We start from the raw sequence: 25,158 nt of genomic DNA, 5'->3' as shown, positions 1-25,158 counted from the left end.
CCGTTTGTTTCGAGCATCGCAGTCGCCAATGGTTTCATAGAGGTTAGCTGATTCTTCACCCGCAGATTTTTGTGCACTTGCTTGAGGAGGAACCCAACAAATGGTCAACGAAAATCCCGGCTGCGTACGCTGATACCGTCGAGCAATGCGCTCAGGTCGCTCAGACGTCCGGCAATCAAATGCCGCACTTCGCCCTCCTTTTCCCAGCGCCCGTCGACCTTGAGCAATTGCGAGCCCACCAACACCTGACGCTGCCGGTCGGCCAGGTCGCGCCAAACGATGACGTTGACGTTGCCGAACTCATCTTCAAGGGTGACAAAGGTCACGCCACTGGCGGTGCCGGGGCGTTGTCGACCGGTCACCAGCCCGGCGACGCTGACCGGTCGTCCATGCTCGACCTCCAGCAGTTCCTTCGAACTGCGGCAGCGCCGGGCTTTCAATTCACCCCGCAACAACGCCAGCGGATGCGGACCTAGCGTGGTGCCGACACTGTTGTAATCGGCTAGCAGGTCCTCGCCGACGGTGGGTTTGGGCAACGACACCGCGCCCTCCTCCGGACTCGGCAGACCGGCAAACAAGCCGAGCTGTTTCTGCACACCCGCCACGTCCCAGCGAGCCCGATGACGGTCACCCGCCAGGCCGCGCAGTGCACCGGCATCGGCCAGTTGCTCCTGGGCACGGGCATCGAGTCGCGCCCGTTTGCCGAGGTCGGCAATGTCGATAAACGCCCCCTTCGACCGTGCGGCTTCTATGCTCCGGGCATCGTCCTCGCGAAAGCCCTTGATCATCCGCAACCCCATACGGATCGCCGGCTGGGCACCGGTGATCGGTTCGAGGCTGCAATCCCAGTCACTGGCGCGCACGTCCACCGGGCGAATCTGCAAATGATGCCGGCGCGCGTCTTGCAGAATCTGGTCCGGGCTGTAGAAACCCATGGGCCAGCTGTTGATCAGCGCACAAGCGAAGGCCGCCGGCTCGTGGCATTTCAACCAGCAACTGGCGTAGGTCAGCAAGGCGAAACTGGCGGCGTGGGACTCGGGAAAACCATAACTGCCGAAGCCTTTGATCTGCTCGAAAATCTGCGCAGCAAACTCGGCCGTGTAGCCGTTTTTTTTCATCCCGGCGGCCAGGCGATCCTTGTGCGGCTCCAGCCCGCCATGGCGCTTCCAGGCAGCCATGGAACGGCGCAACTGATCGGCCTCGCCGGGGCTGTAGTCGGCGGCGACGATAGCAATCTGCATCACCTGTTCCTGAAACAGCGGCACGCCCAGCGTGCGCTTGAGCACGATTTCCAGTGCCGGGGACGGATAGACCTCGGGTTCTTCCTTGTTTCGGCGTCGCAGGTACGGATGCACCATTCCGCCCTGAATCGGCCCCGGACGGACAATCGCCACCTCGATCACCAGGTCATAGAAGGTCCGGGGTTTGAGCCTCGGCAGCATCGACATCTGCGCCCGGGACTCGATCTGGAACACGCCGATGGTGTCGGCACGGCCGATCATGTCGTAGGTCTGCGAGTCTTCGGACGGGATCGTCGCCAGGCTCAGATCCCGGTGGCGATGACGGCGCAACAGATCGAAACAGCGGCGGATCGCACTGAGCATGCCCAACGCCAGAATATCCACCTTGAGCAGCCCGACGGCATCGAGGTCGTCCTTGTCCCACTGGATGATGGTGCGCTCGGCCATGGCGGCGTTTTCCACCGGGACCAGGCTGTCCAGAGGTTGCTCGGAAATCACGAAACCACCGGGGTGCTGGGACAGGTGTCGGGGAAAACCGATCAGTTGTCCCGTCAGGCTGAGCACCCGACGCAGCACCGGGCTCTCGGGGTCGAACCCGCCTTCAAGCAGGCGCTCCACGGGCGGTGTTACATCACTCCAGTGGCCACAGCAATCGGCCAGGGCGTTGATCTGATCCGGCGGCAAACCCAAGGCCTTGGCCACATCACGCACCGCGCCGGCCGCGTGATACGTGCTGACCACCGCCGTCAGCGCCGCGCGGGCCCGGCCATAACGCTGGAACACGTACTGCAAGACTTCTTCGCGGCGTTCGTGTTCAAAATCGACGTCGATGTCCGGCGGTTCGTTGCGCTCTTTGGAAAGAAAGCGCTCGAACAACAGCGTGGTGCGATCCGGATCGATTTCCGTGATACCCAAGGCAAAGCACACTGCGGAGTTGGCTGCCGAACCACGCCCCTGACACAGGATTTTTTGCTCACGGGCGAATCGCACAATGTCGTGAACTGTCAGGAAATAGCTTTCGTAGCCCAGCTCGGCGATCAGCTCCAACTCCTTGTCGATCTGCGTCAGCACCTGGACCTGCGGGCCTTTTGGCCAGCGCCACGCGATGCCCTCTTCGGTCAGATGCCGCAGCCAGGACGTGGCTGTCTGACCTTCAGGGACCAACTCGCGGGGATATTGATAACGCAACTGAGCGAGGTCGAAGGTGCAGCGCCGGGCGATGTTCAGCGTTTCGTCGAGCAGTGCTTGCGGGTAGATCGATTGCAGAGCCTCGAGACTGCGCACATGCCGCTCGCCATTGGGATGAAGACGCAACCCGGCCTCCGCCACCGGCAGGTGATGACGGATCGCGGTCATGGTGTCCTGCAAGGCGCGTCGCCCACGAGCGTGCATGTGCACATCGCCGCTGGCCACCGCCGGGATTCGCAGTTCGCCCGCCAGGGTCAGCAGCGCAGTCAGCCGTCGGGTATCATCCTGGCCGCGATGCAGCTGGACGGTCAGCCACAGGCGTTCGGCGAAGGTCTGTTTCAGCCAGTGACCCTGTTCAAAGTCGTCGACCGCATCCGGCACCCACAATGCCAACAGCCCCGGCAAGGGTTCACTGAAGTCTTCCCGCAGCACTTGATACTGGCCTTTCTGCGTGCGGCGCCGCGCTCGGGTAATCAGTCGGCACAGGGTCTGGTAACCCTCAAGGTTTTCCACCAGCAACACCAGTTTCGGACCGTTCTCGATGCGCACTTCGCTGCCGATAATCAGCGGCAGCTCCACGGATTTGGCCGCTTGCCAGGCGCGGACGATACCGGCCAGGGTGCATTCATCGGTGATCGCCAAGGCCTGATAGCCCTGCTTTTTCGCCCGTTGAAAGAGTTCGAGGGCACTGGAAGCACCGCGCTGGAAACTGAAGTTCGACAGGCAGTGCAGCTCGGCATAGTCGACACTCATGCGAACCAGCCTTGCAGCCACAACGGGCCATCCTCACCGACCGCACGATAGGCCCAGCCCTGCTGACCGGAACGGGTTTCGATCAGGAAGTAATCACGGCGCACATCGTTGCCGTCCCACCAGCCGGACTCGACGCGTTCAGGCCCCATCAAGGTACGCGTCGAACCTTCGTGCACCGCCAGCGGCTCAATCAGCAGCCAGCCCGGACGTTGCACGACAGGCAGTCCTGTACAACGCAGACTGTCGACGCTGGCCTGCCACGCGCATTCCGGTCGGTGATCGGCCTGGAACCGCAAGCCCTGCACGGCGTCATCTCCCAACCGCGCGCGCAAGCGTTCGCGCAGTTGCTCCCACGGCAAGGACTGCTGTGGGCGGTCGTCGAACAGCTCCTGGCGCTGGGGAACGAAGGCCGGCAAGTCTTCGGCGCGCAGGCGAAAACCGCGCACTGGCGCCTCGACCTGGGCGTGCTCCAACCGGCCCCGGGCCAGTTCAAAGAGCATCGCCGGGTCACGTTCGGCGCTGAGCAGGCCGACCTTGATGACGGTGTCCGGCAACCCGGCGTGCTCCAAATGCAGGTCAAAACGCTGCACACCGCTGTCTCGACCGCAAAGAAACGCCGACAAGTCACCGGTCAGCCGGCGTAACGGAAACAGCAGTGCCTGATGGGACTGCACGTCGAAGTTGAGCTCGATGCGCACATCGAACCGGTCCGGCGGCAAGTAGAACGCCAGCGCCAACCGTCGTAACCCGAGCAAGGCGTCCAGGTGCTTGAGCACCTGAGCCTCGAAACGCCGGGCCAGACTATGGCGCGGCAACGCCTGAACCTGACTCAAGGTGCGCAGCCCCATGCGCGACAACGCGGTGGCAACGCTGGTTTCCAGCCCTATCCGCTCGATGGGTAGCTGCCCAAGATGATGTTGCAAGGCTTGGTCGTCGGGCACCACCAGACCGTCATAAGCGTTGGCCAGCACCCGCGCTGCCACCGGGTTGGGCGCGGCAACAATCCGATGGCGAAACCCAAGCTCGCCGAGTTCGGTCCGCAATCGCGCCTCGAATTGCGGCCAGGCGCCGAACAATCCCAGGCTGGATTCGATTTCAAACACCACCGCACGCGGGTAATGCACGCTGACTTGTGAACTGAATCGATAAGCCCAAGCGGCCAGAAACTGCTGCCAGTGCTCGATCTCGACAGCGTCGTATTCAGCCGTGACAAAACCTTTGCTCAAGGCCTGGGCGGCGGTCATCGACTGGCCCGGGCGCAAGCCCAGCGCCCGAGCCGAAGCGTTGACCGCTTGCAGCACCCGACGCTGCGCCGGGCCGATCAGCAGCGCCAGTGGCTCATCGGGATCGGAGCGCTGACGCAGTACCGCGTCCAGCGCCAATTGCGGGAAGAGAATGCAGACCCAGCGCATGGCAACCTCAATGTCCCACAAGGAAGGTAATCGGCGCCGAACGCGCCAACCCACCCCGGCACTTGAGCACGCGCAATTGCGCAGGTTTGGCATCGATGGCGATGCGCAGCGCCGCTGGCGAAGGGTTGATCGCCTCATTGATCGAGCGGTAGGCAAACGCCAGGGTCGAGCCGGTTTCCGCCGCCACCTGCAAGCGCCGCAACGCCCGGTCATCAGCCTTGTGCGGCCAGCACAACACCGCGCCGCAACTGCCCGAACGCAGGCATTGTTCCGCTGCCCACAAGGCATCGCGCTCGCTGGCCTGGATGATCGACAACTGACGCAGATCGACCCCGGCGTTCTGCCACGCCTGGGGGTACGGCACGTAAGGCGGCGCCACCAGCACGATGCGCTCGCCCGCGGCGGACAACCGCGCCAGTGCCGGCCACACCAGTTGCAGCTCACCGACGCCCTGCCCGGCCAAAAGGATTTCGGTCAGCGCCGCTTCCGGCCACCCACCCGTAGGCAACGCCGCATCCAGCGCGGCATGCCCGGTAGGTTGCGGGCTGACGGCCGGTGGCGCAGGCCGGCCCTTCCAGACCTGGCCGCCATTGAACAGCGTTTCCAGCGCGACGACGGCGCCCATCACCCTTGCCTCACCAGACCGCAGAACACCCCTTCGATGGCCAGGTCCTGATTGGCTTCGACGATGATCGGCTTATAGGTCGGATTCCGTGGCAGCAATCGGACGCGTTCGCCGACCCGCTCGAAACGTTTGATGGTGACTTCGCCGTCGAGTCGCGCGACGACGATCTGGCCGTTGACCGCCTCGGGATTGCGGTGAACGCCCACCAGATCGCCGTCGAGAATGCCGTCCTCGATCATCGAGTCACCCTGGACCCGCAGCATGTAATCCGGCACCCGCGAGAAGATCGACGGGTCGAGCAGCAAGCGGCTGTGAACCTCGGCATCGGCACCGATCGGCGCACCCGCCGCCACCCGGCCGAGCACCGGAATGTCCAGCAACTCGGGCCGCGTCGGTTGCCCGAGCAAACGAATACCCCGTGCCTGATGCGCATTGACCTCGATGAAACCGGCCTCGGTCAATGCCAGCACATGCTTGCGCGCCACGCTACGGGAGGCGAAACCGAACGCCTCGCTGATTTCAGCGAGGCTCGGGGACTGGCCATGCTCGGCGATTCGATCGCGGATAAAGGTCAGGATGGCGGTGCGGCGGGGAGTTAATGTCGTCATGGAGTACATTTGTACTCTTTTGGCTTTTTTCTGGCAAGGCCTTGTGGGAGTTGCCGAAGGTTCGGGCCGCGTTCGGACGATTTTTTGATCTTTTATCAACCGCGCTTGAGGATCTGGTCCATCACCCAATCGGTTTTCAATGCCTCTTCGGCCACCGCCGGATGCTGCGCTTCACCCCGAATGTGCGCGTTCATGCCCAGCACGTGATGCCACTGGATGTGCGCGTGATTATCGATGTGCAGGCTGAGGGTTTCATCGGCTTCAAGCTGAACCGGATGCTCATCGAATACGGAAAAGGTGATCCGGCCTTTGCTGCCGATCAGCTCGACACGGTCCTCTCGACGGTCCGCGACGAAATTCCAGCAGCCCATGCCCATGGCGCCCGAAGCAAACCGCCAACTGGCGCTGACGGCATCCTCAGCGACATACAATCCAGCTTGCCGAGCCGTAAACCCGGCGACTTCGACGATGTCACCGAGCAGGTACTGGAACAGGTCAAAACCATGGCTGGACAGGTCGGTGAAATAGCCACCGCCAGCAATGGTCGGGTCGGTGCGCCAGTTATCTGTACCGCCAAGATCGGTCGGAGATGGCGCTTTGGTCAGGGTCCAGGTCAGGTGCCGGACCCCGCCAATCCGTCCTTCCTCCAGCCATTGCCGCACTTGCTGGAAGCGCGGCAGCGAACGCCGGTAGTAGGAAACAAACAGGTGCAGCCCGGCATCGGCAAAGACCTTTTGCATCTCACGGCTTTGCCCGGCATTCAACGACATGGGTTTTTCGACACAGCAATGTTTACCAGCGGCGGCCACCCTCAAGGCGTAAGCGTGATGACTGTCAGGCGGCGTGGCGATGTATACCGCGTCGACCTCAGGATCATTGATCAGCGCTTCGACATCGGTGTAGACCCGAGCGATGCCGTGGCGCGCGGCGTAATCTGTCACCGCCTCCAGACGCCGGCCCATCACCGCCACCAGCGCCGAACCGGGCGCCTTGTAGAAGGCCGGCCCGCTCTTGCGTTCAGCGACGCTGCCACACCCGATCATGCCCCAACGCACCACGCTCATACTCACTCCCGATGTTTAGCCAATGCGCAATGCGCGCAGGTCCAGATGACCGTCCTTGAGCGGCGGGCACCAGTAGTAGCCGCCGGTGACCGGCCGGCTGATGCGGTACAAACCGTCGGTGATGCCGTCTTCCAGACCACTCATGCGACGCAGTTGGGCTTCGAAGGCGTCGAGGGAGAAACCGAAGGCCAGGAACATCAGGCCGGCGCGATCACCTTCGATCCAGGGCATGGATCGGCGCACCACGAATGCCTCGGGGGCGAAGCTTTCCTGGGCGGTGCGTTTGACGTGAGCGGAGATCGGCGCGTCGTCAATCTCTTCGTTGTCGCTCAAACGACGGCCCATGATGTTGTCCTTCTCATGGGACGGCATCGCGTGGAAGCCCTTCAGGTCGTGCTGCCACTGCTGGATCGCGGCGAAACTGCCACCGACCATTCCGTCAACGCCATCACTCACCAGCGCGGCGGCGACGGCGGCTTCGTTGTGAGGGTTTTCGGTACCGTCTTCGTAACCGGTCAAGTCGTGGCCGGTGAGGTGGCGGAAGGTTTCGTTCATCTGCATCAGGCGCAGGGCCGGCGCCAGTGCGGCTTCGATGGCGTTGCTGCGATTGAGCAGTTCGCCACGGTCGACACCGTGCAACCAGCACCAGAGCGCGTGCTGGGTCGACGGGTTGTCGACGCCGACACCGGTCAACGCTGGAAAGGCGCGCAGGCCTTCGATTTGCCCCTTGAGGGCCTTGACCAGGGATTCACCGAAACCGACCACTGCCGACTTCCCGTCCACCAGCCCCTTAAGATTTTCCAGCGCGGCCGGCAAGGCAGCGGCGGATTCGAGTGCGAAGAACATATGACGGGCTTGAAGCGGTACTGGGGTGGCGAGAATACCCGGCTGGTAGTAATTCATATGAACTCCTTTAGAAAAACGCGAAGTTTAACCGCAGCATCGGCCGCTGTGTGTTTTCAGGGCAAAAGATCGCGGGATCATGAGATCGGCACTTAAAAAGGCGTGCCAATAAGGCGTATAACCTTTGAAGTGAATCTGAACGGCAAGCCGCCAGCGCATGGCTTACATCACATGGAGTAGCGACATGACCACCGCACATATCCTCGGCAACCTGTTTCCCGACGCCACCGACATCCCGGAAAAATACCGCCTCGACGGCCAGACCGAACAACGTGAATACCTGGTCGACGGCGAGCTGAAAACCTGGTCAGGGCCCCTCGCCCAGGTCCGTAGCCCGGTGTACCTGACCGGCGAAAATGGCGATGAACAAGTGATCCTTGGCAGCACACCACTGCTCGATGCCGACACCGCATTGACCGCCCTCGACGCCGCCGTCCGCGCCTATGACCGGGGCCAGGGATTGTGGCCAACGATGCGGGTGGCCGAACGCATCCAGCACGTCGAAGCCTTTCTGGGGCGCATGCGTGAACAGCGCGAAGCCGTGGTCAAGTTGCTGATGTGGGAAATCGGCAAGAACCTCAAGGACTCAGAGAAAGAGTTCGACCGCACCTGCGATTACATCGTCGACACCATCAATGCGCTCAAGGAGCTCGACCGCCGCTCCAGCCGCTTCGAACTGGAACAGGACACCCTCGGCCAGATCCGCCGCGTACCGCTAGGTGTGGCGCTGTGCATGGGGCCTTACAACTACCCGCTGAACGAAACCTTCACCACGCTGATTCCCGCGCTGATCATGGGCAACACCGTGGTGTTCAAACCGGCCAAGCTGGGTGTGCTGCTGATTCGTCCGTTGCTGGAAGCGTTCCGCGACAGCTTCCCGGCGGGGGTGATCAACGTGATCTACGGCAGCGGCCGCGAGACCGTCAGCGCGCTGATGGCCAGCGGCAAGATCGACATCTTCGCGTTTATCGGCACCAACAAAGCCGCCAGCGATCTGAAAAAACTCCATCCAAAACCGCACCGTTTGCGTGCGGCGTTGGGCCTGGACGCAAAAAACCCCGGCATCGTGCTGCCTGAGGTGGATCTGGACAACGCGGTCAGTGAAGCACTCACCGGCTCGCTGTCGTTCAATGGCCAGCGCTGCACCGCATTGAAAATCCTCTTCGTCCATGAAGATGTGGTCGACTCGTTCATCGAAAAATTTAACGCCAAACTCGCCAGCCTGAAACCCGGCATGCCGTGGGACAGCGGCGTGGCGCTGACACCGTTGCCGGAAGCGAGCAAGGTCGATTACTTGCACTCGCTGGTAGCGGACGCCGTGAGCAAAGGCGCCGCCGTCGTCAACCCCAACGGCGGTGAAGCCCGCGCTTCATTCTTCTACCCTGCCGTGCTGTACCCGGTGACGCCGCAGATGCGCGTCTATCAGGAAGAACAGTTCGGCCCGGTCGTGCCGATCGTGCCTTACCGGCATCTGGACACGGTGATCGATTACGTCCTGGAATCGGACTTCGGCCAGCAGTTGAGTATCTTCGGCACCAACCCGGTGGCGGTCGGTCGGCTGGTGGACACCTTCGCCAACCAGGTCGGCCGGATCAACCTCAACGCCCAGTGCCAGCGCGGCCCGGACACCTTCCCGTTCAACGGCCGCAAGAACTCCGCCGAAGGCACGCTGTCGGTGCATGATGCGCTGCGGGTGTTTTCGATCCGGACACTGGTGGCGACCAAGTTCCAGGAAACCAATAAAGAACTCATCAGCGAGATCATCAGCGGACGCCGTTCGAGCTTCTTGACCACCGATTACATCTTCTGAGGAGACCGAGCCTGAGCACATTCAGAGCCCATCGACTGCCACCGCTAATGCGCCGACTGCTGCGTCCGTTGCTGGACCCGTACCGGCGCTATCGCCACGCCCGGGTGATCCACGCGGTGCGCGTGTCACTGGGATTGCTGGCAACGATCCTGCTGACCACCGGCATCAATCTGCCCCACGGCGAGTGGGCCTCGGTGACGATGCTGGTGGTGATTGGCGGTTTGCAGCACCACGGCAACATCGGTAAAAAAGCCGCCGAGCGCGCCATCGGCACCTTGATCGGCGCCGCCGTCGGCTTGCTGCTGGTGGCGCAACAGGCGTGGCTGGGGATGCCGTGGCTGACCTATTTCGCGATGGCCGTGGTTTGCGGGTTGTTCTCGTACCACGCCATCGGCAAGGGCGGTTACACCGCGTTGCTCTCGGCGATTACCGTGTTTATCGTCGCGGGGCATGGCGACAATCAGATCACCGACGGGTTGTGGCGTGGGGTGGACATCCTGATCGGCATCGTCCTGGCCCTGGCGTTTTCTTTCGCCCTGCCGCTCTACGCGGTTTACTCCTGGCGCTACAACCTGGCCGATGCCTTGCGCGACTGCGCGACGATCTACGGGCGCATCATCAATGGCCAATCGGTCACCGATGACGAACACCATAAACTGGTGGGCCGCCTGAACACGGTGATGGTGCAACTGCGCTCGTTGATGCCGTCGGTGTCCAAGGAAGTACGGATATCCATGACCGAACTCGATGCCATTCAGCGGCACTTGCGGATGTGCGTCAGCACCCTGGAAATCCTCGGCAACACCCGACCTGACGCCAGTGACCCTGATGCCATGGCCCATCTGCAATCAGCTTTAAAAACCGAGCATCGGCTGATTCGGGTGCAATTGATCGGTATGGCCCGGGCGCTGAAATCCGGCACCTCCCAGCGGCTCAGCCGGCCCGTCGAACTGCCGTCGGATTCAAGTCTGGCCGCACCGGTTTACAGTCCTCTGGACGGCTACCGGTTATTAGTCCGACAGTTAGCCGCCAACATCGGCGAGATGCGCCAGCGCTTGGCCAAGACGGCACCGCACTGGAACATCTGACGTTTCTTTACGGCTTACTGCGTCGTCACCGTCCGACGAAACTTAATGTTCCAACCCTGTTGCATGCCGGCAGCGGCCAACAGAATCGCGGCAACACCGATCCATTGCAGCGGTTCCAGACGATGACCGAAGGCAAACCAGTCAACGAAAATCGCCGCAATCGGGTAGATGAAGGACAATGCACCGGTCAGTGCCGTCGGCAGCTTTTGGATCGCGCCGTAGAGCAGCACGTACATCACGCCGGTGTGGACAATGCCCAGAGTGACCAGACTGGCCCACGCGCTCGGCGCTTGCGGCAGCGCCGAAAAATGCGCGAATGGTGCGAGTAACAGCACGCCGGTGGTGACCTGAATCAGTGCGATCAGATGCGGTGGTGTACCGGTCAGGCGCTTGATGATCAACGCGGCAATTGCGTAGAGGAATGCCGCCCCCAGCGCCAGCGCGATGCCCATCAGGTAATCATTGCCGCTCTCGCCCTGCCCGCCATGTGCGCTGACAATCGCCAGCATCCCGAGAAACGAAATGCCCAGCCAGAACAGTTTTTGCAGGGTGATTTTCTCGTTGAGGAATAACGCGGCCAACCCCACCAGCATGAACGGCTGAACGTTGTATACCGCGGTGCCGATGGCAATCGAGGCGCGGGAGTAAGAAGCAAACAACAGTACCCAGTTGCCGACAATCGCCACGCCGCTGAGCACAGCCAACAAGAACGTGGTGCGGGTCAGAATGCCGGGGCGCAGGAAGCCGAATGCCGCGCAGATCAGCAACAATGTGCCGGCGCCGAATACGCAACGCCAGAACACTACGTCCAGCACCGGTTGCCCGGACACCAGCACGAACCAGCCGATGGTCCCGGAAATCAGCATGGCGACGGTCATTTCAAATGACCCGTGACGTATTGTTTTGTCCATCATCAGACTCCTGTGTTTGAGCCCAAAGTATGCCAATCCGCCGGGAGTCTTCTCCAGCGCAAAAAGCAGGCTAAACTCGAAATCTGCCTTTTTTATCAAGGCGGTTTGAATTAATTACCTCATAGGGGGTTTCGACATGACCGACGACATCGACCAAGTGCTGATCACGGCATTGATGGAAGACTCACGTCGCTCGCTCAAGGCTCTGGCGCAGATCAGCGGCTTGTCTTCGCCCAGCGTCGCCGAGCGTTTGCGTCGCCTCGAAGAGCGTGGCGTGCTCAAGGGTTACACCGTCGAGATCGACCCCAAATGCTTTGGCTATCAACTACAAGCCATCGTCCGTATTCGTCCGCTGCCAGGCCAGCTGCAGGAAGTGGAACGGCAGATCCAGGCCATTCCCGAATTTACCGAGTGCGACAAAGTCACCGGTGACGACTGCTTCATCGCCCGCCTGCATGTGCGCTCGATGGAACAACTGGACACTCTGCTCGACCGCCTCAACACCCACGCCGAAACCAACACTGCAATCGTCAAGAAAACCCCGGTCAAGCGCCGGCTGCCACCGATGGCGTGACCTTTTACTCAAATCGCTGGCAAGAAAAAACCCGCCGAAGCGGGTTTTTCCTCAAGGCTGACGATTAATCATCGCGGCTCATGATGCCGAACAGCTGCAACAAGCTGATGAACAGGTTGTAGATCGATACATACAGGCTGATGGTCGCCATGATGTAGTTGCGCTCGCCGCCGTGAATGATGGCGCTGGTCTGGAACAGAATGCAGACCGAGGAGAACAGCACGAAACCTGCGCTGATCGCCAATTGCAGACCGCTGATCTGGAAGAACAGGCTCGCCAGCGTCGCCCCCAGCAGCACGAAGAAGCCTGCGGTGATGAAACCACCCAGGAAGCTCATGTCCTTACGGGTAATCAGCACGTAGGCCGACAGACCGCCGAACACCAGCGCAGTCATCGCGAAGGCCGAACTAACCACCTCGGCGCCGCCCTGCATGCCCAGGTAACGGTTGAGGATCGGGCCGAGCAGGAACCCCATGAAACCGGTCAGGGCAAATGCCGACACCAGCCCCCAAGCCGAATCACGGAGTTTGTTGGTGAGGAAGAAAAGGCCGTAGAAACCGATCAGCACTACGAAAATGTTCGGGTAGCCGACACGCATCTGCTGAGCGACAAACGCCATCACGCCGCTGAATGCGAGGGTGAGAGCGAGTAAGCCGTAAGTGTTGCGCAGGACGCGGCTAACCTCTAGCTGCTCAGCCTGCACGCTGTTATTAACTGCGTAATCCTGTTCGCGCATGGCGACACTCCTGTTGGTTTGAAACGTTCAGTCGCAAAGATCATAACAGACGCTCTGTAACAAGCTATGCAGAGAGTTTGACAGTGTGTTTCATTCAGGTATTATGGCGCCCGCAACGCAAACGGAGGTGTGGCCGAGTGGTTTAAGGCAACGGTCTTGAAAACCGTCGACTGTAACAGGTCCATGAGTTCGAATCCCATCGCCTCCGCCATCTATGTACGACAAAGCCCTGATTATTCAGGGCTTTGTCGTTTCTGGGGGTTGGTGAAAATCTCGACGCCCGGGATGTGCTCCATAACTAGCCCTTTTTTACCCTCCACCGGCGTCCTGCCGATCGTTAAACATCCTTCATGTAACGTGATGCTACGCGACCCTCAAAACCGAGGGGTTGCGATACCCCATTCATACGTGCTCACAGGCAAGCGAGAGCTTCAGAAAAGAGTAAACGAGGACGAATACAAGGGGCACCCAGCGACCTGTAATAAGTGCGGAGCACTGGCTGGACCTATCGCTGTTCTTGCGGCCGTCAGTTCACAGCCCCAATCAGGCGGCACAACCATTCGTCGCACCAGCAGCGCTGCGTGATTTTTTGACTATCCCTGGCGTGAGGTTTGCAAAAGACGCTCGTAGCAGCCCCGCAACGACGTAATTCTGACGCGGCAGCACTTTAATTAACGCTTAGGACGCCAGCGATGCGCTTGGTCAGTCACCGGGAGATGTAACGTGTCAACTCTCAATGAAATCGCAGCGAACCACGCGAGAATGGCTAAGGCTCTTGTCGAAGAGTCGACCGGACTGAGTGAGCGTCACACCCAGATTGTGAATAGTTTCGAAGTTCCATCCATGGATGCGCAACACATGCCTCTGCACCTTATCGCCGGAGTGCAGGACAACCATTTCGGGCAAGCAACGGCCTACTTGCCGGCGCGGTAAGGTTGAGTATCACTTCTTGGCCTAAACTCAACTGACTAGCCCGTTGGGGAGCTGCCGGAGTGGCATTCCCATGCTCGAAACTTTAGAGATGTCGCGTGTTAAGCGCTTCGCCGCAAACGTTGCCGGTCGAGATTTCGCGGTCGGTGACATTCATGGCCATTTCACTCGGTTGCAGGACGCTCTGGAAGCCGCCGGGTTCAATCGCTTGGTAGATCGCCTGTTCAGTGTTGGCGATCTGATTGACCGTGGGCCCGAGTGCCATGATGCACTCGATTGGCTGGACAAGGCATGGTTCCACCCGGTGCGAGGCAACCATGACGACTACCTGGTGTACTTCGATACCTGCGACGTCGACAGCTGGATCGACAACGGCGGTTCGTGGTTCGTGGGCCTGTCGCTGTTCGAGAAGCAAGCATTCGCGGCGCAGTTCGCCACGCTCCCTATCGCGATTGAAGTCGAAACAGCATACGGCCTGATCGGCATCGTACACGCCGATTGTCCATTTCCATCATGGCAGCAACTGCGAAAGGAACTGGAGTCGCCGGAAAGCAACAGGCGTCTGCAGGAGGTGCAGCACTACTGCATGTGGTCACGAAGGCGGATCGATCAGTTGGAGACGCATGGCGTTGAAGGCCTGCGCGCACTGGTGGTAGGGCATACGCCGCTTTATATGCCCCTCAGCCTTGGTAATGTGATCCACATCGATACGGGGGGCTGGAGGCCGGACCGTGGTTATTTCACCCTGCTGGATCTCGAAACACTCGAAACCATCCCGGCAAGCTGACTCAACACGGATCGGCCAATGCCATTCACTCAAAAAAAACCCGGCCTCATCAGCCGGGTTTTTTATTTAGCTATGTTAGGTGGCATCACGGCCACCCACCATCAACAGCACTTCGGCCCAGCCTTGCTTCCGTAACGAGCCTCCTGGCGTTCCCGGAAGAACATCTCGTAGGTCATCACCGGTTTGTCCGGGTGCTTGGTTTGCATATGCTCGACGTAATTGTCGTAGTCGGGCATGCCGACCATCAGGCGCGCAGCCTGACCGAGGTATTTACCGAGGCGACTCAGGTCATTGAACATACTGCAATCCTCGATTACGCATCCGGCAGAGCCTGGAATGGCGCTTCTTTATCCGTACGTTCTTTAGTGCCCCAAGCGGCGATGCCGACCTTGAGTGCAAAGAACAGGATGCTGAAGACCACCAGCAAGAACAGCGCGGTCAGCGTGGCGTTAGTGTAGGCGTTGTAGATCACGTGCTGCATCTGGTCGATGCTCTTGGCCGGGGCGAGGATCTGACCGTTGGCCAGGGCATCGCTGTACTTCTTGGCCAAGGCCAGGAAACCGATCGCCGGGTTGGCATCGAACAGCTTGATGAAGCCTGCGGCGGTGGTGCAGATCAGCAACCACACGGCGGGCAGCATGGTGACCCAAACGTAGCGCTGGCGTTTCATTTTGATCAGCACGACGGTCGCCAACATCAGCGCGATACCGGCGAGCATCTGGTTGGAGATACCGAACAGCGGCCACAAGGTGTTGATGCCACCCAACGGATCGATCACGCCCTGGTACAGCAGATAACCCCACATCGCCACACAACCGGCGGTTGCAATCAGATTGGCGGTCCAGGAATCGGTGCGCTTCAGGGATGGCACGAAGGAGCCGAGCAAGTCCTGCAGCATGAAACGGCCAGCACGGGTACCGGCATCCACAGCCGTCAGAATGAACAGCGCTTCGAACAGGATCGCGAAGTGGTACCAGAACGCCATGGTGTTTTCACCCGGCAGGAGACTGTGCAGGATCTGCGCGATACCGACCGCCAGGGTTGGCGCACCGCCGGCACGGGCCAGAATGGTGGTTTCACCGATGTCCTTGGCCACCGCTTGCAAGGCTTCCGGGGTAATCGCAAAGCCCCAGCTGCTAACGGTTTGTGCCACAGCCACCACGTCACCGCCGACGATTGCCGCCGGGCTGTTCATGGCGAAGTACACGCCTGGCTCGATCACCGACGCGGCAACCATGGCCATGATGGCGACGAAGGACTCCATCAGCATGCCGCCGTAACCGATGTAACGGGCATGGCCTTCGTTAGCCAACAGTTTCGGTGTAGTCCCGGAAGCGATCAGCGCATGGAACCCGGACACGGCACCACAGGCAATGGTGATGAACAGGAACGGGAACAGACCACCCTTCCACACCGGCCCGGTGCCGTCGATGAACTGGGTCAGCGCCGGCATTTTCAAGTCGGGCATGGTGATCAGGATGCCGATCGCCAACGCCACGATGGTGCCGATTTTGAGGAAGGTCGACAGGTAGTCCCGCGGTGCCAGAATCAGCCACACCGGCAATACCGCGGCGACGAAACCGTAGCCGATCAGCATCCAGGTAATCTGAATCCCGGTGAAGCTAAAAGCCTTGGCCCAGAACGGGTCAGCGGCAATTTGCCCGCCCAGCCAGATCGAACCGAGCAGCAGCAACACACCGATAACGGAGATTTCGCCGATGCGACCCGGGCGGATGTAGCGCATATAAATGCCCATGAACATCGCGATCGGGATGGTCGCCATCACCGTGAAAATGCCCCACGGGCTTTCGGCCAGGGCCTTGACCACGATCAGCGCCAGCACCGCGAGGATGATGATCATGATCAGGAAGCAGCCAAACAGCGCGATGGTGCCGGGGATGCGGCCCATTTCTTCACGGACCATGTCGCCCAGGGAACGACCGTTGCGGCGGGTGGACATGAACAGGACCATGAAGTCCTGAACAGCACCGGCCAGCACCACGCCGGCAATCAGCCACAGCGTACCGGGCAGGTAACCCATCTGCGCCGCCAGGACCGGACCGACCAGCGGCCCAGCGCCAGCGATGGCTGCGAAGTGGTGACCGAAGAGTACGTGTTTGTTGGTCGGCACGTAGTCCAGGCCGTCATTGTTAACGACAGCCGGCGTGGCACGATTAGGGTCGAGTTGCATCACCTTGGTGGCGATGAACAGGCTGTAGTAGCGGTATGCGACGAGATAGATAGCAACTGCTGCGACTACGATCCAGAGGGCGTTGATCGCTTCGCCGCGGCGCAGGGCCACGACACTTAGCGCAAACGCTCCCAGGACAGCCACGGCAAACCAGGCGAGGTGTTTAGCCAGACGGGGCATAGCGTGTCTCCTGCCGACAGCCAGTGGACTGCGGCGGTAATTTTTATAATTGTGTCCGCTGTGCGGAGCTGGCCCAATATCCCCGTATGCCGTCTACAAATAAATCCGCGTTACTACGTACGTGGCGTCTACGTAGTTCTACGTAGACGGCTTGTCATTCCGTCCAGCACCGCTACTGGACGCGCGTATCTTTGGCATATGATGCCGGGCCTTCGCCTTCCCTCGGTCCGGACAGGAGCAGAGATGCAGCTCAAACACAAAATCGTCGCGCTCGGAATTCTGCCTCTGATGTTGGCCATCGCCGTCATCTGCGCGCTGGTGATTTCCATGAACCGGCAACTGGGTGAACAACAGGCGCAACTGATCGAAGACAGCATTCTGGCGAGCAAGCGCGCAGAACTTAAGAACTACGTCGAAATGGCGCAAAGCCTGATCGAGCCGCTGTACGACGACGGCCACGGTGACGAACACGCACAGCAACAAGTGCTGGAAGAACTGCGCAAGCTCAGCTTTGGCATCAATGGCTACTTCTTCGTCTACGACCACGAAGGACGCAGCCTGATGCACGCGCGCCAGTCGGATCTGGTAGGCAAATACCTGTGGGACATGAAGGATCCTCATGGTTTGCCTGTGATCCAGGCGTTGCTCAAAAGTGCGCAATCGGGTGAAGGCTTTCAGCGCTATGCCTGGAACAAACCCTCTTCCGGCCAGGTGACCGACAAGCTGGCCTATGTGGTGATGCTGGATCGTTGGGGCTGGATGCTCGGCACCGGCATCTACCTTGAAGACGTTGAGCGCGCGACCCAGCAGGCGCGTGACGAAGTGGCCCAGGGCATTCGTAAGACCATGCTGGCAATTGCCGCGGTGGCCCTCGTGGCGGTGTTGTTTGTCTTCGCCAGCGGCATGACGCTGAACGTCAGCGAGCATCGTCTGGCCGACAAAAAACTTCAGCGCCTGACTCAGCGTATCGTCAGTTTGCAAGAAGAAGAGCGCTCACGGGTTTCCCGCGAACTGCACGACGGCATCAGCCAGCTACTGGTCTCTATCAAGTTTCAGTTCGAACTGGCCAGCCATCTGCTCGACAATGGGCAAACACACGATAAGGGTTTGAGCACACTAAGGGACGCTACGGAACGCCTGGGAGAAGCAATTGGAGAGGTTCGCAGCCTCTCCCACGACCTGCGTTCCTCGCTGCTCGACACCCTGGGCCTGCCGGCGGCGATCGGTCAACTCGCCGCAGAATTCGAGCAGCGCAGCGGCCTGGTGGTGACCTATAACGACAACGAATTCGATTGTCATTTAGTCGATGGGGCAGCGGTCTCGCTGTTTCGCATCGTGCAAGAAGGCCTGACTAATATTGAACGACATGCCCAGGCTAAAAACGTCTCCATTTCCTTGCACGGGTCCGAAGATTCCATACGGTTGACAGTGGTCGATGACGGTATCGGCTTCAACGTCGCCCAGGTCGAACGTCGTCACGCGGGCATTGGTCTGCGTAATATCCGTGAGCGAGTCGAACATTTTGGTGGACGATTCGACCTGATTTCGATGCCGGGAAGAAGCGAGCTGGACGTTTGGCTGCCAATGAAAATACCCGGTACAACACGCTGACTCGCCCCCTGACAACAAGAGTGAATACCCGCGATGAACCTGCCCTACCCGATCCGCGTCGCCCTGGTCGACGATCACGCCCTGGTCCGCGACGGGATCAAAGCACTGCTGGCGGTCATGCCCCCCCTGGAAGTGGTGGGCGAAGCCGAGAGTGGCGCGGATGCCATTGAAATGGTCGGACGCTGCCAGCCGGACCTGTTGCTGGTCGACATCAGCCTGCGGGACATGAACGGGCTCGAGCTGACCCGGGTGTTGCGCAACCAGTACCCGTCGCTCAAGGTGCTGGTGCTCAGCATGTACGACAATAATGAATACGTGAGTGAGTCCGTTCGCGCGGGAGCCAGCGGCTATGTATTGAAGAACTCACCGTCGCGAGAAATCATCGCGGCGATCGAAGCCATCGCCAGTGGCGGCACGTTCTACAGCGCCGAGATCGCCCAGCGGCTCATCGCCGATAAAAATACCGACAACGAGCTGACACCGCGCGAAAGCCAAGTGTTGTACAAGATGGCTCAAGGGTTGAACAACAAGGAGATGGCCCGCGAACTGGACATCAGCGTTCGCACGGTAGAAACCCATCGCTTGAGCATCCGCCGCAAACTCAACATCGACAAACCGGCGGCCCTGGTCAAATACGCGATCGATCACGGGATCATCTCGCGGTAGCCGATATACATCATTTGTCGCTGTGATGGTGGTCTTGATGCACCGGGTCAGATTGGGCGCACCGGGGCGAATTTCAGGCAAAAAAAATCCCAGGCAGCTGATGGACGCCTGGGACTCAAAATGCATAAACCGTGGTGGTGAACGCGGGGCGAATATTACTTAATATTTCTGCGTGTAACAAGATATTTTGATTAACTATCCAGTTACTAAATATTCTAACTCATTAAATATCCACATATTTTTTATGGATGAACCACGACAAGAGCAGACTTAGAGGTACCAGCGATACTCTCGCGCACTGATGTCCTGCAGGAATGCCAAATGGTCCTGACGCTTGTTTTCGCAGTAGACATCTACAAACTCTGCGCCCAAACCCTCGCGCAGCTGCACGTTGCTTTGCATCGAACGCACGGCCTCCAGCATCTCCAGCGGGAAGTCGATTCCGCTGCCACGATCTTCGTTGAGGGATGCAATCGGTTCACGACCCACTTCCAGCCCTTGCTCCAGCCCGACCAGAATCGCCGCCAACACGAGATATGGATTGGCATCCGCGCCCGACAGGCGATGTTCGATGCGCAGATTTTTAGCGTCCGACTCAGGCACCCGCAGGCAGGCGTCACGATCTTCAAAACCCCAACTGGCGCGCGTTGCGACATTCACCGTGCCGCTCAAGCGTCGCATTGCGTTGTGATTCGGTGCAAAAATCGGCATGCAATGCGGCAACACTTCAAGACAACCGGCCACTGCATGGCGCAGCGCCTGCTGATCGTTTGCCGCCAACAGGTTGTTTCCCGCCTCGTCGTAAAGGCTCACATGCACATGCATGCCGCTACCGGGGTGCTGCAGGTAGGGTTTTGCCATGAAGCTGGCGCGGTGGTTGTGCTTGAGGGCCACGCCCCGTGTGCTGCGGCAGAACAGGGCCGCCCAGTCGGCCGCACGCAGGCCGTCGTCAAGGTGACCGAAATTGATTTCGAACTGGCCCGGGCCCAACTCCGCAGTGATCACCGTGGCATCGATGCCTTGCGCCCGCGCCGTCTCGACCATGTCATCGAGTACCGGTGAAAATCTCGACAGCCGTTCGATGTGCATATTCGGCTGATCATCGGCATCGTCCGTCAGATGATCGCGGGGGAACTGTGGCAAGCCTTCACGTAGCTGGCGATCGAACAGATAGAACTCCAGCTCGAACGCGACCACAGGGAAAATCCCTTTTCGGCCGAGGCGCTCGAGCACCTGCGCCAACACTTCTCGCGGCTCGAAAACGATAGGCGTTTCAGTACCGCTTGAAGTAATCAGCATTTGCCCCAGCAGTTGTTTTTCCCAGTTCACGGGCTTGAGCGTACCGGGCACCAGCCGACGTGGAGCATCCGGGTCGCCGTCGTTGAAACAGTAGTCGCCGATTTTGAACAGACCGCCCTGCGTACCCAGCAACACACAGTTTTGCGGCAGCTTGAGCGCGCTGCCTGCGGCGACCTTCTCGAGCATTTCTATCGGGTAGCGTTTGCCGTAAAAATGCCCGGGGATGTCCAGGGAAATCAGGTCAACGTAACGCACCTGCGGGAAGCGCTGACGAAACGCGCGAACCTCAGCAACCAGATCAGAGCAGACAGCATCCATCGTTAGTGTTCCTTGTTGTTTTTATCAGGTGTAAACCCAAAGCACCCGGGCGAGCTGATCCGAGAGGTTGCCGTAGCGACAATGCGTGTGACTGGCCAGCTGAAAACTGTCGCCGGTACGCAATGTCACCGGTTTATCGTCATCGAGCCACAGCGTCAGCTCACCCTCGAGGACATAGCCACCTTGCTCCGAGCTGTCGTTCATGTGCCGATCACCACTGCTGGCGCCAGGCTCCAGTTGGCTTTCAAGCATTGAAAAGGACGCCCTCATCTTCGGAGAGACAAGGATGTCGGTAATCCCGTCGGCGTAATACAGCGTGCGTCGCTCATCCGGGCGGGTCACCCAAGGCAATGCCATGGGCTTGGGCAAGCTGTAGAAATAGGTGGTCGGCACGCCGAATGTTTCGCTGATGGCGGTCAAGTCCGCCACCGTGGGACGTGACAACCCCCGCTCGACTTGCGACAGAAACCCGACCGAACGACCGATTTTGTCCGCCAGGTCTTTGAGCGTGTATTTTTTGTGTTTGCGCAGGTCCTGGATCAGGATCGCCAGCGCCGAGATTTCTTCTTGCATGTCCATCTAAAGGCTTCCAGAAATTGAGGCTTCAAATGCTGTCGCGCAGCCGATACCAGGCCTTGCCGATGGCTTCCAGCGGTGCTGCCAAATACTGCCCCCCGGGGAAACTGCCGTTGACCAAACCCTGATACAACGCCAGGTTCTCCGGCCGGCCGAGTATTGCGTCGGACACGGCACGCGCCCCGGCCAATGTCGGTAGCACACCATGACCTGAGTATCCCTGCAGCCAGTACAGATCGCCACGTCGACCGATGTCAGGCGTGCGCTTGAGGGTCAGATCGATGTGTCCTCCCCAGGTAAAGTCCAGTTCGACGCCCTTGAGCTGGGGAAACACGCGCTCCAGATAGGGCCGTGTCGCAGCGGCCAGGCCGAGCGCCAGTTTCAGCAGATTCAAATGCCCGCCTTCAGGATCAAACAGGCCGGCCTGGTAACGCTCACTGGCGATCCAATCAGGCAGCGCCGCGCGCGAAATGAACTGCAAACCATCGTGGCCCCACTTGTGGCTGGCCTCGTGTTGCCAGTCTCTGAGCAGATTCACCCGACGCGGCATCACCGACGTCCAGAGGTGGCCGGACCGATAGTCACAATCGAAATCGTGGCGCGCGGGCAAATCTCGCAACGCCCCTGCAGCCCAGCGCATGCTGTCCCACAACTGGCGCGCGCGCTCATAACCCAGCGCCGCCTCCAACAGCGGCATGTCACACGACCAACCGAGAATGGCTTGACCGCCATTGCGACCCGAGGCGGCCCAGGCCACGCGACTGGCTTCGAGCAACGTCACGCGCTTACCGGCCAGCGCCAGACGCAACGCCGTATGCAATCCACTGAAGCCGGCACCGATGATCAACACGTCGGTGTCCTGCTCGCCCTCCAACGCGGCTCGATCGAACAGACGATCGGCGCAGGTGTGGGCGTAATAACTGGCGACGTGCTGGGTAGATTGCTGAAACATGCAGCCTCGTGAACTTTTATACTTATAATTTCATGAAAAAATACACGTTAAATTTCACAGCCGCAACCGTCCAAGGCGCAAAAAAAAACCCGCCCAAGAACCCGGGCGGGATTTTTTCTAAGCATCCAGGTGACCGATATCACCGACTGAACCTTACAGACAATCACGCACTGCCTGACGCAACGCCCCTGATTTCGCCCAAGGAGGCCCCTGATAAAGCGATACGTGGCTGCCACCTTTCGATTTCACGATATCCACGATCTCGTCGGCCGTGATGATGCTCGGCGCGATGATCCTGTAGCCATTGGAAATCGCCGATTGGGCCGTGTGGGGTACCTCCCGCTGCCACGCCGGCAGAACGCACGCGGCATAGTCTTTCGGCGCCTTGTCGCTGTACTTGCTGACATTGGGCTCACCTGGCACCAGGGACGCGGGCAACGAACAGCCCGCCAGCAACGCCAACCCTACTCCCCCAATCAACTTGCGCATGACGCTTCCTTATCCCGAAAAAGGGCAATGTAGCGTGTCGCTGTCCCGACATCCATCCGTTGCACTGAACTCAGCAAAGGGCGTTGTGATCGCCGGGATCGGGATACGACCTCTCGTTCAGATAAATCATCCAGATCAACCATCAGTTCATGGGCATGAAATCTAAAGTCATCAGTAGCCGTCATTTGAAGTTGCCTCGCCCTAGCAAAAATTCGATACCTCACTACGACATCAGATCTGCAGGTTCGCGTTCATTTTCCCGACAAAAGGCCGTACCAAAGGCTCAGACGAACGAAACGCCCTGCCCCGGAAAATGGGACTAAAATTTCATAGCAGAGATTGGCAGGAGGTCATCATGTGGCTTAACGAATCTGAAAACGAACTTCGGCGTGACCTGCAAGGTCTTGCGTCGGACTTGAGATGGTCAGCGGTAGAGCTTTTGCGCATCGCAGAGCAGTTACGCCTGGCCGGCAATGATGTGGATGCGCAAGCAACCCTAAAGCTGTGCGAGTTGTTTCAAGGAGACGAAGAACGACTGAAGGGCTATGCCGAGGAAGTGAAAGCCAAGATGATCACTCGCACGAAAGCTCTATAGCAGGAGCACTGCCATGCACAAGCCTCTATACGCGCTGGCCGCTGTACTGGCCGCGAGGCTTCCGGCGGCAGTTATTAGCCCGGGACGTCAGCGCCCAATAAAGAAAAGCCCCGGCGAACCGGGGCTGCAAGTGCGCTATTTATCTGATTTCTGACTGCGTGCAAGCCGACTTGCTCTGGCCTTGTAGCCGGGAAGAGCGGCCGCAAAGGCCAATGCTTCCTCTCTACTGCCAAAGGTTCCCAGCCGGTCACCTTTGGTGCACACCCGCCATGGGCCGTTGTTCACGCTGAGTACGTCATAACCGTTCATGTGCATTTTGGTCAGCATCGGAACGCTCATAGTCACCTCCATTTCGGCAGTGATGATCCTGGATTCACCTGAACACCTTACACCCGACCTTCCATGAAGTGCCGACCAGACGTCGCGCCAGCGATTTCGGCACCGGGATGCACTTTCACCTCGTCCATCACTCCAACCCTTGAGACTGGAGCCCCGGCTCGAATATTGCATTTTTATGACTATTTCATGACAAACGGCATTCAGGTAACACATGAAAGTACGCGCAACCGTCATTTGCGAGCAGGACCGGCACATTCTTCTGGTGCGCAAGCCAAGGAGTCGCTGGACGCTGCCCGGCGGAAAGGTTGAGCGCGGCGAAACCATTGCTGACGCCGCCACGCGAGAGCTTCAGGAAGAGACAGGGCTTGGGGTCGACGGGTTGCTGTACTTGATGGAGTTGCAAACAGCCAGCACTCGACACCATGTGTACGAGGCCTTTGTCGAGAACCCGAATGAAGCCCGCCCGCAAAACGAAATTTTTGATTGCATCTGGTATCCGCTGGACGCGGTCCAGAACCTGAACACAAGCGACGCCACGCTCAGAATTATCAGAGCATTTCAGCGTCGCTTGTAAGGCACTCTATCCTGCGGCCAATGCCGTCGCGGCCTTATCGATGAACGCCGCAATCTCGACCGGCATCGAAGCCAGGGACGCATGGCTGGCTTTCAGGGTCAGGATCTCTCTGGCGTTTAGCCGCCCCGCCATCCATTGCTGGTTTTGTGGCGAGATCATCCTGTCATCCATAGAAACCTGATACCACGACGGCTTCTTCTTCCACGCCACCGTGGTAATGATGTCGCCGAAGGTGCTGGCCAGCGGCGCTTTCTGGGTGATGCCCATCACCAAACCTTCGGTTGCGGGCAGGTCATGGCAAAAGCTTTTGTGATAGAGCTCAGGTTTGACCCACAGGTAACCATCGCTGTCGGGAGCCAGGTTGGCCGCCGCTGCGGGTGGATGCCGTTGCGTGATGCCACCAGGACTTTCACCGACGTCCGGCGCAAAGGCAGCGATGTACACCAGCCCCACCACGTTCGGTTGATCGCCGGCCTCGGTAATCACCGCGCCGCCATAGGAGTGCCCCACCAGCAACACGGGCCCCGACACTTGGGCGACCATCTTGCGCGTGCGCTCTGCATCGTCGGCCAATGAAGTCAGCGGCATCTCCACCGCGCGGATGTTCGTAATGCCCTTGTGAATCAACTCGGCGATGACCTTGTTCCAGTGGGCAGCACCGCCCCAAAAACCATGGACCAGCACAATCGTGGGTTTGTCGCTCATCACGATGACTCCCTTTATGGATGGGTTGATTGC

25 protein-coding genes and 1 tRNA gene are annotated in these 25,158 nt (G+C 59.5%); 10 read left to right on the top strand and 16 right to left on the bottom strand.

Features of this window, described 5'->3' with window-relative positions; translation table 11 throughout:
* Positions 1–104 precede the first annotated feature (104 nt).
* The 6 genes from ACXPVS_RS13990 to ACXPVS_RS13965 form a co-directional block, all read right to left on the bottom strand.
* On the bottom strand, positions 105–3,203 hold the full coding sequence (locus ACXPVS_RS13990) for an error-prone DNA polymerase (RefSeq protein ID WP_458510459.1): 3,099 nt from the start codon (positions 3,201–3,203) through the stop codon (positions 105–107).
* Positions 3,179–4,594 carry a Y-family DNA polymerase gene (locus ACXPVS_RS13985; protein WP_458510458.1) on the bottom strand — a complete coding sequence of 472 codons (1,416 nt, stop codon included), beginning with the start codon at positions 4,592–4,594 and terminating at the stop codon, positions 3,179–3,181. The genes ACXPVS_RS13990 and ACXPVS_RS13985 overlap by 25 nt, the downstream gene beginning before the upstream one ends.
* A 7-nt stretch (positions 4,595–4,601) precedes the next feature.
* Complete coding sequence (gene imuA / locus ACXPVS_RS13980; protein WP_458510457.1) at positions 4,602–5,219, bottom strand: translesion DNA synthesis-associated protein ImuA; 618 nt, start codon at positions 5,217–5,219, stop codon at positions 4,602–4,604.
* Entirely contained in the window at positions 5,219–5,836 is a 618-nt protein-coding gene (lexA, locus tag ACXPVS_RS13975) for a transcriptional repressor LexA (protein WP_458510456.1), read from the bottom strand. The genes imuA and lexA overlap by 1 nt, the downstream gene beginning before the upstream one ends.
* A gap of 86 nt (positions 5,837–5,922) precedes the next feature.
* Positions 5,923–6,891, bottom strand: a complete 969-nt coding sequence (locus ACXPVS_RS13970; protein ID WP_458510455.1) for a Gfo/Idh/MocA family protein — start codon at positions 6,889–6,891, stop codon at positions 5,923–5,925.
* A 15-nt stretch (positions 6,892–6,906) separates the two neighbouring features.
* Complete coding sequence (locus tag ACXPVS_RS13965; protein WP_458510454.1) at positions 6,907–7,794, bottom strand: Dyp-type peroxidase; 888 nt, start codon at positions 7,792–7,794, stop codon at positions 6,907–6,909.
* 184 nt (positions 7,795–7,978) lie between these two features.
* Here ACXPVS_RS13965 and ACXPVS_RS13960 point away from each other — a divergent pair, with 184 nt between their 5' ends.
* Positions 7,979–9,604 carry an NADP-dependent glyceraldehyde-3-phosphate dehydrogenase gene (locus tag ACXPVS_RS13960; protein WP_458510453.1) on the top strand — a complete coding sequence of 542 codons (1,626 nt, stop codon included), beginning with the start codon at positions 7,979–7,981 and terminating at the stop codon, positions 9,602–9,604.
* A 47-nt stretch (positions 9,605–9,651) separates the two neighbouring features.
* Positions 9,652–10,692 carry an FUSC family protein gene (locus ACXPVS_RS13955; protein ID WP_458510452.1) on the top strand — a complete coding sequence of 347 codons (1,041 nt, stop codon included), beginning with the start codon at positions 9,652–9,654 and terminating at the stop codon, positions 10,690–10,692.
* A 14-nt stretch (positions 10,693–10,706) separates the two neighbouring features.
* Here ACXPVS_RS13955 and ACXPVS_RS13950 read toward each other — a convergent pair whose 3' ends face one another.
* A complete protein-coding gene (locus ACXPVS_RS13950; protein WP_458510451.1) occupies positions 10,707–11,603 on the bottom strand; it encodes a DMT family transporter in 897 nt (298 codons plus the stop codon).
* A 136-nt stretch (positions 11,604–11,739) separates the two neighbouring features.
* On the opposite strand from ACXPVS_RS13950, the gene ACXPVS_RS13945 reads away from it, so the two are divergent.
* Entirely contained in the window at positions 11,740–12,177 is a 438-nt protein-coding gene (locus tag ACXPVS_RS13945) for an Lrp/AsnC family transcriptional regulator (RefSeq protein ID WP_008155029.1), read from the top strand.
* A gap of 64 nt (positions 12,178–12,241) precedes the next feature.
* On the opposite strand, the gene ACXPVS_RS13940 is transcribed toward ACXPVS_RS13945, so the two are convergent.
* Positions 12,242–12,913 (bottom strand): Bax inhibitor-1/YccA family protein, encoded by a 672-nt coding sequence (locus tag ACXPVS_RS13940; protein ID WP_223432534.1) that lies wholly within the window; start codon positions 12,911–12,913, stop codon positions 12,242–12,244.
* Positions 12,914–13,036: 123 nt separating this feature from the next.
* Here ACXPVS_RS13940 and ACXPVS_RS13935 point away from each other — a divergent pair.
* From ACXPVS_RS13935 to ACXPVS_RS13925, 3 genes are all read left to right on the top strand, one after another.
* Positions 13,037–13,124 (top strand) — tRNA-Ser (locus ACXPVS_RS13935).
* A 512-nt stretch (positions 13,125–13,636) separates the two neighbouring features.
* Positions 13,637–13,846, top strand: a complete 210-nt coding sequence (locus ACXPVS_RS13930; protein ID WP_458510450.1) for a hypothetical protein — start codon at positions 13,637–13,639, stop codon at positions 13,844–13,846.
* Between the two features lie 70 nt (positions 13,847–13,916).
* Positions 13,917–14,630 (top strand): metallophosphoesterase, encoded by a 714-nt coding sequence (locus ACXPVS_RS13925; protein WP_458510449.1) that lies wholly within the window; start codon positions 13,917–13,919, stop codon positions 14,628–14,630.
* A 101-nt stretch (positions 14,631–14,731) separates the two neighbouring features.
* Here ACXPVS_RS13925 and ACXPVS_RS13920 read toward each other — a convergent pair whose 3' ends face one another.
* Both ACXPVS_RS13920 and ACXPVS_RS13915 read right to left on the bottom strand, forming a co-directional pair.
* A complete protein-coding gene (locus ACXPVS_RS13920; protein WP_458510448.1) occupies positions 14,732–14,929 on the bottom strand; it encodes a YbdD/YjiX family protein in 198 nt (65 codons plus the stop codon).
* A 14-nt stretch (positions 14,930–14,943) separates the two neighbouring features.
* Complete coding sequence (locus ACXPVS_RS13915; RefSeq protein WP_458510447.1) at positions 14,944–17,001, bottom strand: carbon starvation CstA family protein; 2,058 nt, start codon at positions 16,999–17,001, stop codon at positions 14,944–14,946.
* A gap of 243 nt (positions 17,002–17,244) precedes the next feature.
* On the opposite strand from ACXPVS_RS13915, the gene ACXPVS_RS13910 reads away from it, so the two are divergent.
* Positions 17,245–18,612 carry a cache domain-containing protein gene (locus tag ACXPVS_RS13910; RefSeq protein ID WP_458510446.1) on the top strand — a complete coding sequence of 456 codons (1,368 nt, stop codon included), beginning with the start codon at positions 17,245–17,247 and terminating at the stop codon, positions 18,610–18,612.
* Between the two features lie 33 nt (positions 18,613–18,645).
* The gene (locus ACXPVS_RS13905) at positions 18,646–19,278 is read left to right on the top strand and encodes a response regulator (protein ID WP_458510445.1); all 633 of its coding nucleotides are present in this window, start codon (positions 18,646–18,648) and stop codon (positions 19,276–19,278) included.
* 270 nt (positions 19,279–19,548) lie between these two features.
* On the opposite strand, the gene ACXPVS_RS13900 is transcribed toward ACXPVS_RS13905, so the two are convergent.
* The 4 genes from ACXPVS_RS13900 to ACXPVS_RS13885 all read right to left on the bottom strand — a co-directional run bounded on the left by ACXPVS_RS13900 (position 19,549) and on the right by ACXPVS_RS13885 (position 22,912).
* The gene (locus ACXPVS_RS13900; protein ID WP_458510444.1) at positions 19,549–20,895 is read right to left on the bottom strand and encodes a glutamine synthetase family protein; all 1,347 of its coding nucleotides are present in this window, start codon (positions 20,893–20,895) and stop codon (positions 19,549–19,551) included.
* A gap of 24 nt (positions 20,896–20,919) precedes the next feature.
* Positions 20,920–21,474, bottom strand: a complete 555-nt coding sequence (locus tag ACXPVS_RS13895; protein ID WP_458510443.1) for a helix-turn-helix domain-containing protein — start codon at positions 21,472–21,474, stop codon at positions 20,920–20,922.
* A 25-nt stretch (positions 21,475–21,499) separates the two neighbouring features.
* Complete coding sequence (locus tag ACXPVS_RS13890) at positions 21,500–22,423, bottom strand: NAD(P)/FAD-dependent oxidoreductase (RefSeq protein WP_458510442.1); 924 nt, start codon at positions 22,421–22,423, stop codon at positions 21,500–21,502.
* Positions 22,424–22,576: 153 nt separating this feature from the next.
* Positions 22,577–22,912 carry a hypothetical protein gene (locus tag ACXPVS_RS13885; protein WP_458510441.1) on the bottom strand — a complete coding sequence of 112 codons (336 nt, stop codon included), beginning with the start codon at positions 22,910–22,912 and terminating at the stop codon, positions 22,577–22,579.
* A gap of 355 nt (positions 22,913–23,267) precedes the next feature.
* Here ACXPVS_RS13885 and ACXPVS_RS13880 point away from each other — a divergent pair, with 355 nt between their 5' ends.
* Complete coding sequence (locus ACXPVS_RS13880; protein ID WP_458510440.1) at positions 23,268–23,507, top strand: hypothetical protein; 240 nt, start codon at positions 23,268–23,270, stop codon at positions 23,505–23,507.
* A gap of 135 nt (positions 23,508–23,642) precedes the next feature.
* Here ACXPVS_RS13880 and ACXPVS_RS13875 read toward each other — a convergent pair whose 3' ends face one another.
* The gene (locus tag ACXPVS_RS13875) at positions 23,643–23,846 is read right to left on the bottom strand and encodes a DUF2188 domain-containing protein (protein ID WP_458510439.1); all 204 of its coding nucleotides are present in this window, start codon (positions 23,844–23,846) and stop codon (positions 23,643–23,645) included.
* A gap of 211 nt (positions 23,847–24,057) precedes the next feature.
* Between ACXPVS_RS13875 and ACXPVS_RS13870 the strand changes: the two genes are divergently transcribed.
* Positions 24,058–24,420 carry an NUDIX hydrolase gene (locus ACXPVS_RS13870; protein WP_458510438.1) on the top strand — a complete coding sequence of 121 codons (363 nt, stop codon included), beginning with the start codon at positions 24,058–24,060 and terminating at the stop codon, positions 24,418–24,420.
* Between the two features lie 6 nt (positions 24,421–24,426).
* Here the strand turns inward: ACXPVS_RS13870 and ACXPVS_RS13865 are convergent, their stop codons facing one another.
* Positions 24,427–25,125 (bottom strand): alpha/beta hydrolase, encoded by a 699-nt coding sequence (locus ACXPVS_RS13865; protein WP_458510437.1) that lies wholly within the window; start codon positions 25,123–25,125, stop codon positions 24,427–24,429.
* Between the last annotated feature and the right edge of the window lie 33 nt (positions 25,126–25,158).

It is taken from the genome of Pseudomonas sp. Ma2-10, from assembly GCF_054330215.1.
This window is presented reverse-complemented; position numbering and strand designations above follow the sequence as displayed.

Bases quoted from the DNA above. Each gene is read 5' to 3' on its own strand.
- ACXPVS_RS13920 (WP_458510448.1), bottom strand. From the start codon at position 14,929: ATGTTCAATGACCTGAGTCGCCTCGGTAAATACCTCGGTCAGGCTGCG.
- ACXPVS_RS13875 (WP_458510439.1), bottom strand. From the start codon at position 23,846: ATGAGCGTTCCGATGCTGACCAAAATGCACATGAACGGTTATGACGTA.
- ACXPVS_RS13970 (WP_458510455.1), bottom strand. From the start codon at position 6,891: ATGAGCGTGGTGCGTTGGGGCATGATCGGGTGTGGCAGCGTCGCTGAA.
- ACXPVS_RS13955 (WP_458510452.1), top strand. From the start codon at position 9,652: ATGCGCCGACTGCTGCGTCCGTTGCTGGACCCGTACCGGCGCTATCGC.
- ACXPVS_RS13900 (WP_458510444.1), bottom strand. From the start codon at position 20,895: ATGGATGCTGTCTGCTCTGATCTGGTTGCTGAGGTTCGCGCGTTTCGT.
- ACXPVS_RS13890 (WP_458510442.1), bottom strand. From the start codon at position 22,423: ATGTTTCAGCAATCTACCCAGCACGTCGCCAGTTATTACGCCCACACC.
- ACXPVS_RS13940 (WP_223432534.1), bottom strand. From the start codon at position 12,913: ATGCGCGAACAGGATTACGCAGTTAATAACAGCGTGCAGGCTGAGCAG.
- ACXPVS_RS13870 (WP_458510438.1), top strand. From the start codon at position 24,058: ATGAAAGTACGCGCAACCGTCATTTGCGAGCAGGACCGGCACATTCTT.
- ACXPVS_RS13965 (WP_458510454.1), bottom strand. From the start codon at position 7,794: ATGAATTACTACCAGCCGGGTATTCTCGCCACCCCAGTACCGCTTCAA.
- ACXPVS_RS13905 (WP_458510445.1), top strand. From the start codon at position 18,646: ATGAACCTGCCCTACCCGATCCGCGTCGCCCTGGTCGACGATCACGCC.
- ACXPVS_RS13960 (WP_458510453.1), top strand. From the start codon at position 7,979: ATGACCACCGCACATATCCTCGGCAACCTGTTTCCCGACGCCACCGAC.
- ACXPVS_RS13945 (WP_008155029.1), top strand. From the start codon at position 11,740: ATGACCGACGACATCGACCAAGTGCTGATCACGGCATTGATGGAAGAC.
- lexA (WP_458510456.1), bottom strand. From the start codon at position 5,836: ATGTACTCCATGACGACATTAACTCCCCGCCGCACCGCCATCCTGACC.
- ACXPVS_RS13865 (WP_458510437.1), bottom strand. From the start codon at position 25,125: ATGAGCGACAAACCCACGATTGTGCTGGTCCATGGTTTTTGGGGCGGT.
- ACXPVS_RS13950 (WP_458510451.1), bottom strand. From the start codon at position 11,603: ATGGACAAAACAATACGTCACGGGTCATTTGAAATGACCGTCGCCATG.
- ACXPVS_RS13885 (WP_458510441.1), bottom strand. From the start codon at position 22,912: ATGCGCAAGTTGATTGGGGGAGTAGGGTTGGCGTTGCTGGCGGGCTGT.
- ACXPVS_RS13895 (WP_458510443.1), bottom strand. From the start codon at position 21,474: ATGGACATGCAAGAAGAAATCTCGGCGCTGGCGATCCTGATCCAGGAC.
- ACXPVS_RS13910 (WP_458510446.1), top strand. From the start codon at position 17,245: ATGCAGCTCAAACACAAAATCGTCGCGCTCGGAATTCTGCCTCTGATG.
- imuA (WP_458510457.1), bottom strand. From the start codon at position 5,219: ATGGGCGCCGTCGTCGCGCTGGAAACGCTGTTCAATGGCGGCCAGGTC.
- ACXPVS_RS13985 (WP_458510458.1), bottom strand. From the start codon at position 4,594: ATGCGCTGGGTCTGCATTCTCTTCCCGCAATTGGCGCTGGACGCGGTA.
- ACXPVS_RS13880 (WP_458510440.1), top strand. From the start codon at position 23,268: ATGTGGCTTAACGAATCTGAAAACGAACTTCGGCGTGACCTGCAAGGT.
- ACXPVS_RS13925 (WP_458510449.1), top strand. From the start codon at position 13,917: ATGCTCGAAACTTTAGAGATGTCGCGTGTTAAGCGCTTCGCCGCAAAC.
- ACXPVS_RS13915 (WP_458510447.1), bottom strand. From the start codon at position 17,001: ATGCCCCGTCTGGCTAAACACCTCGCCTGGTTTGCCGTGGCTGTCCTG.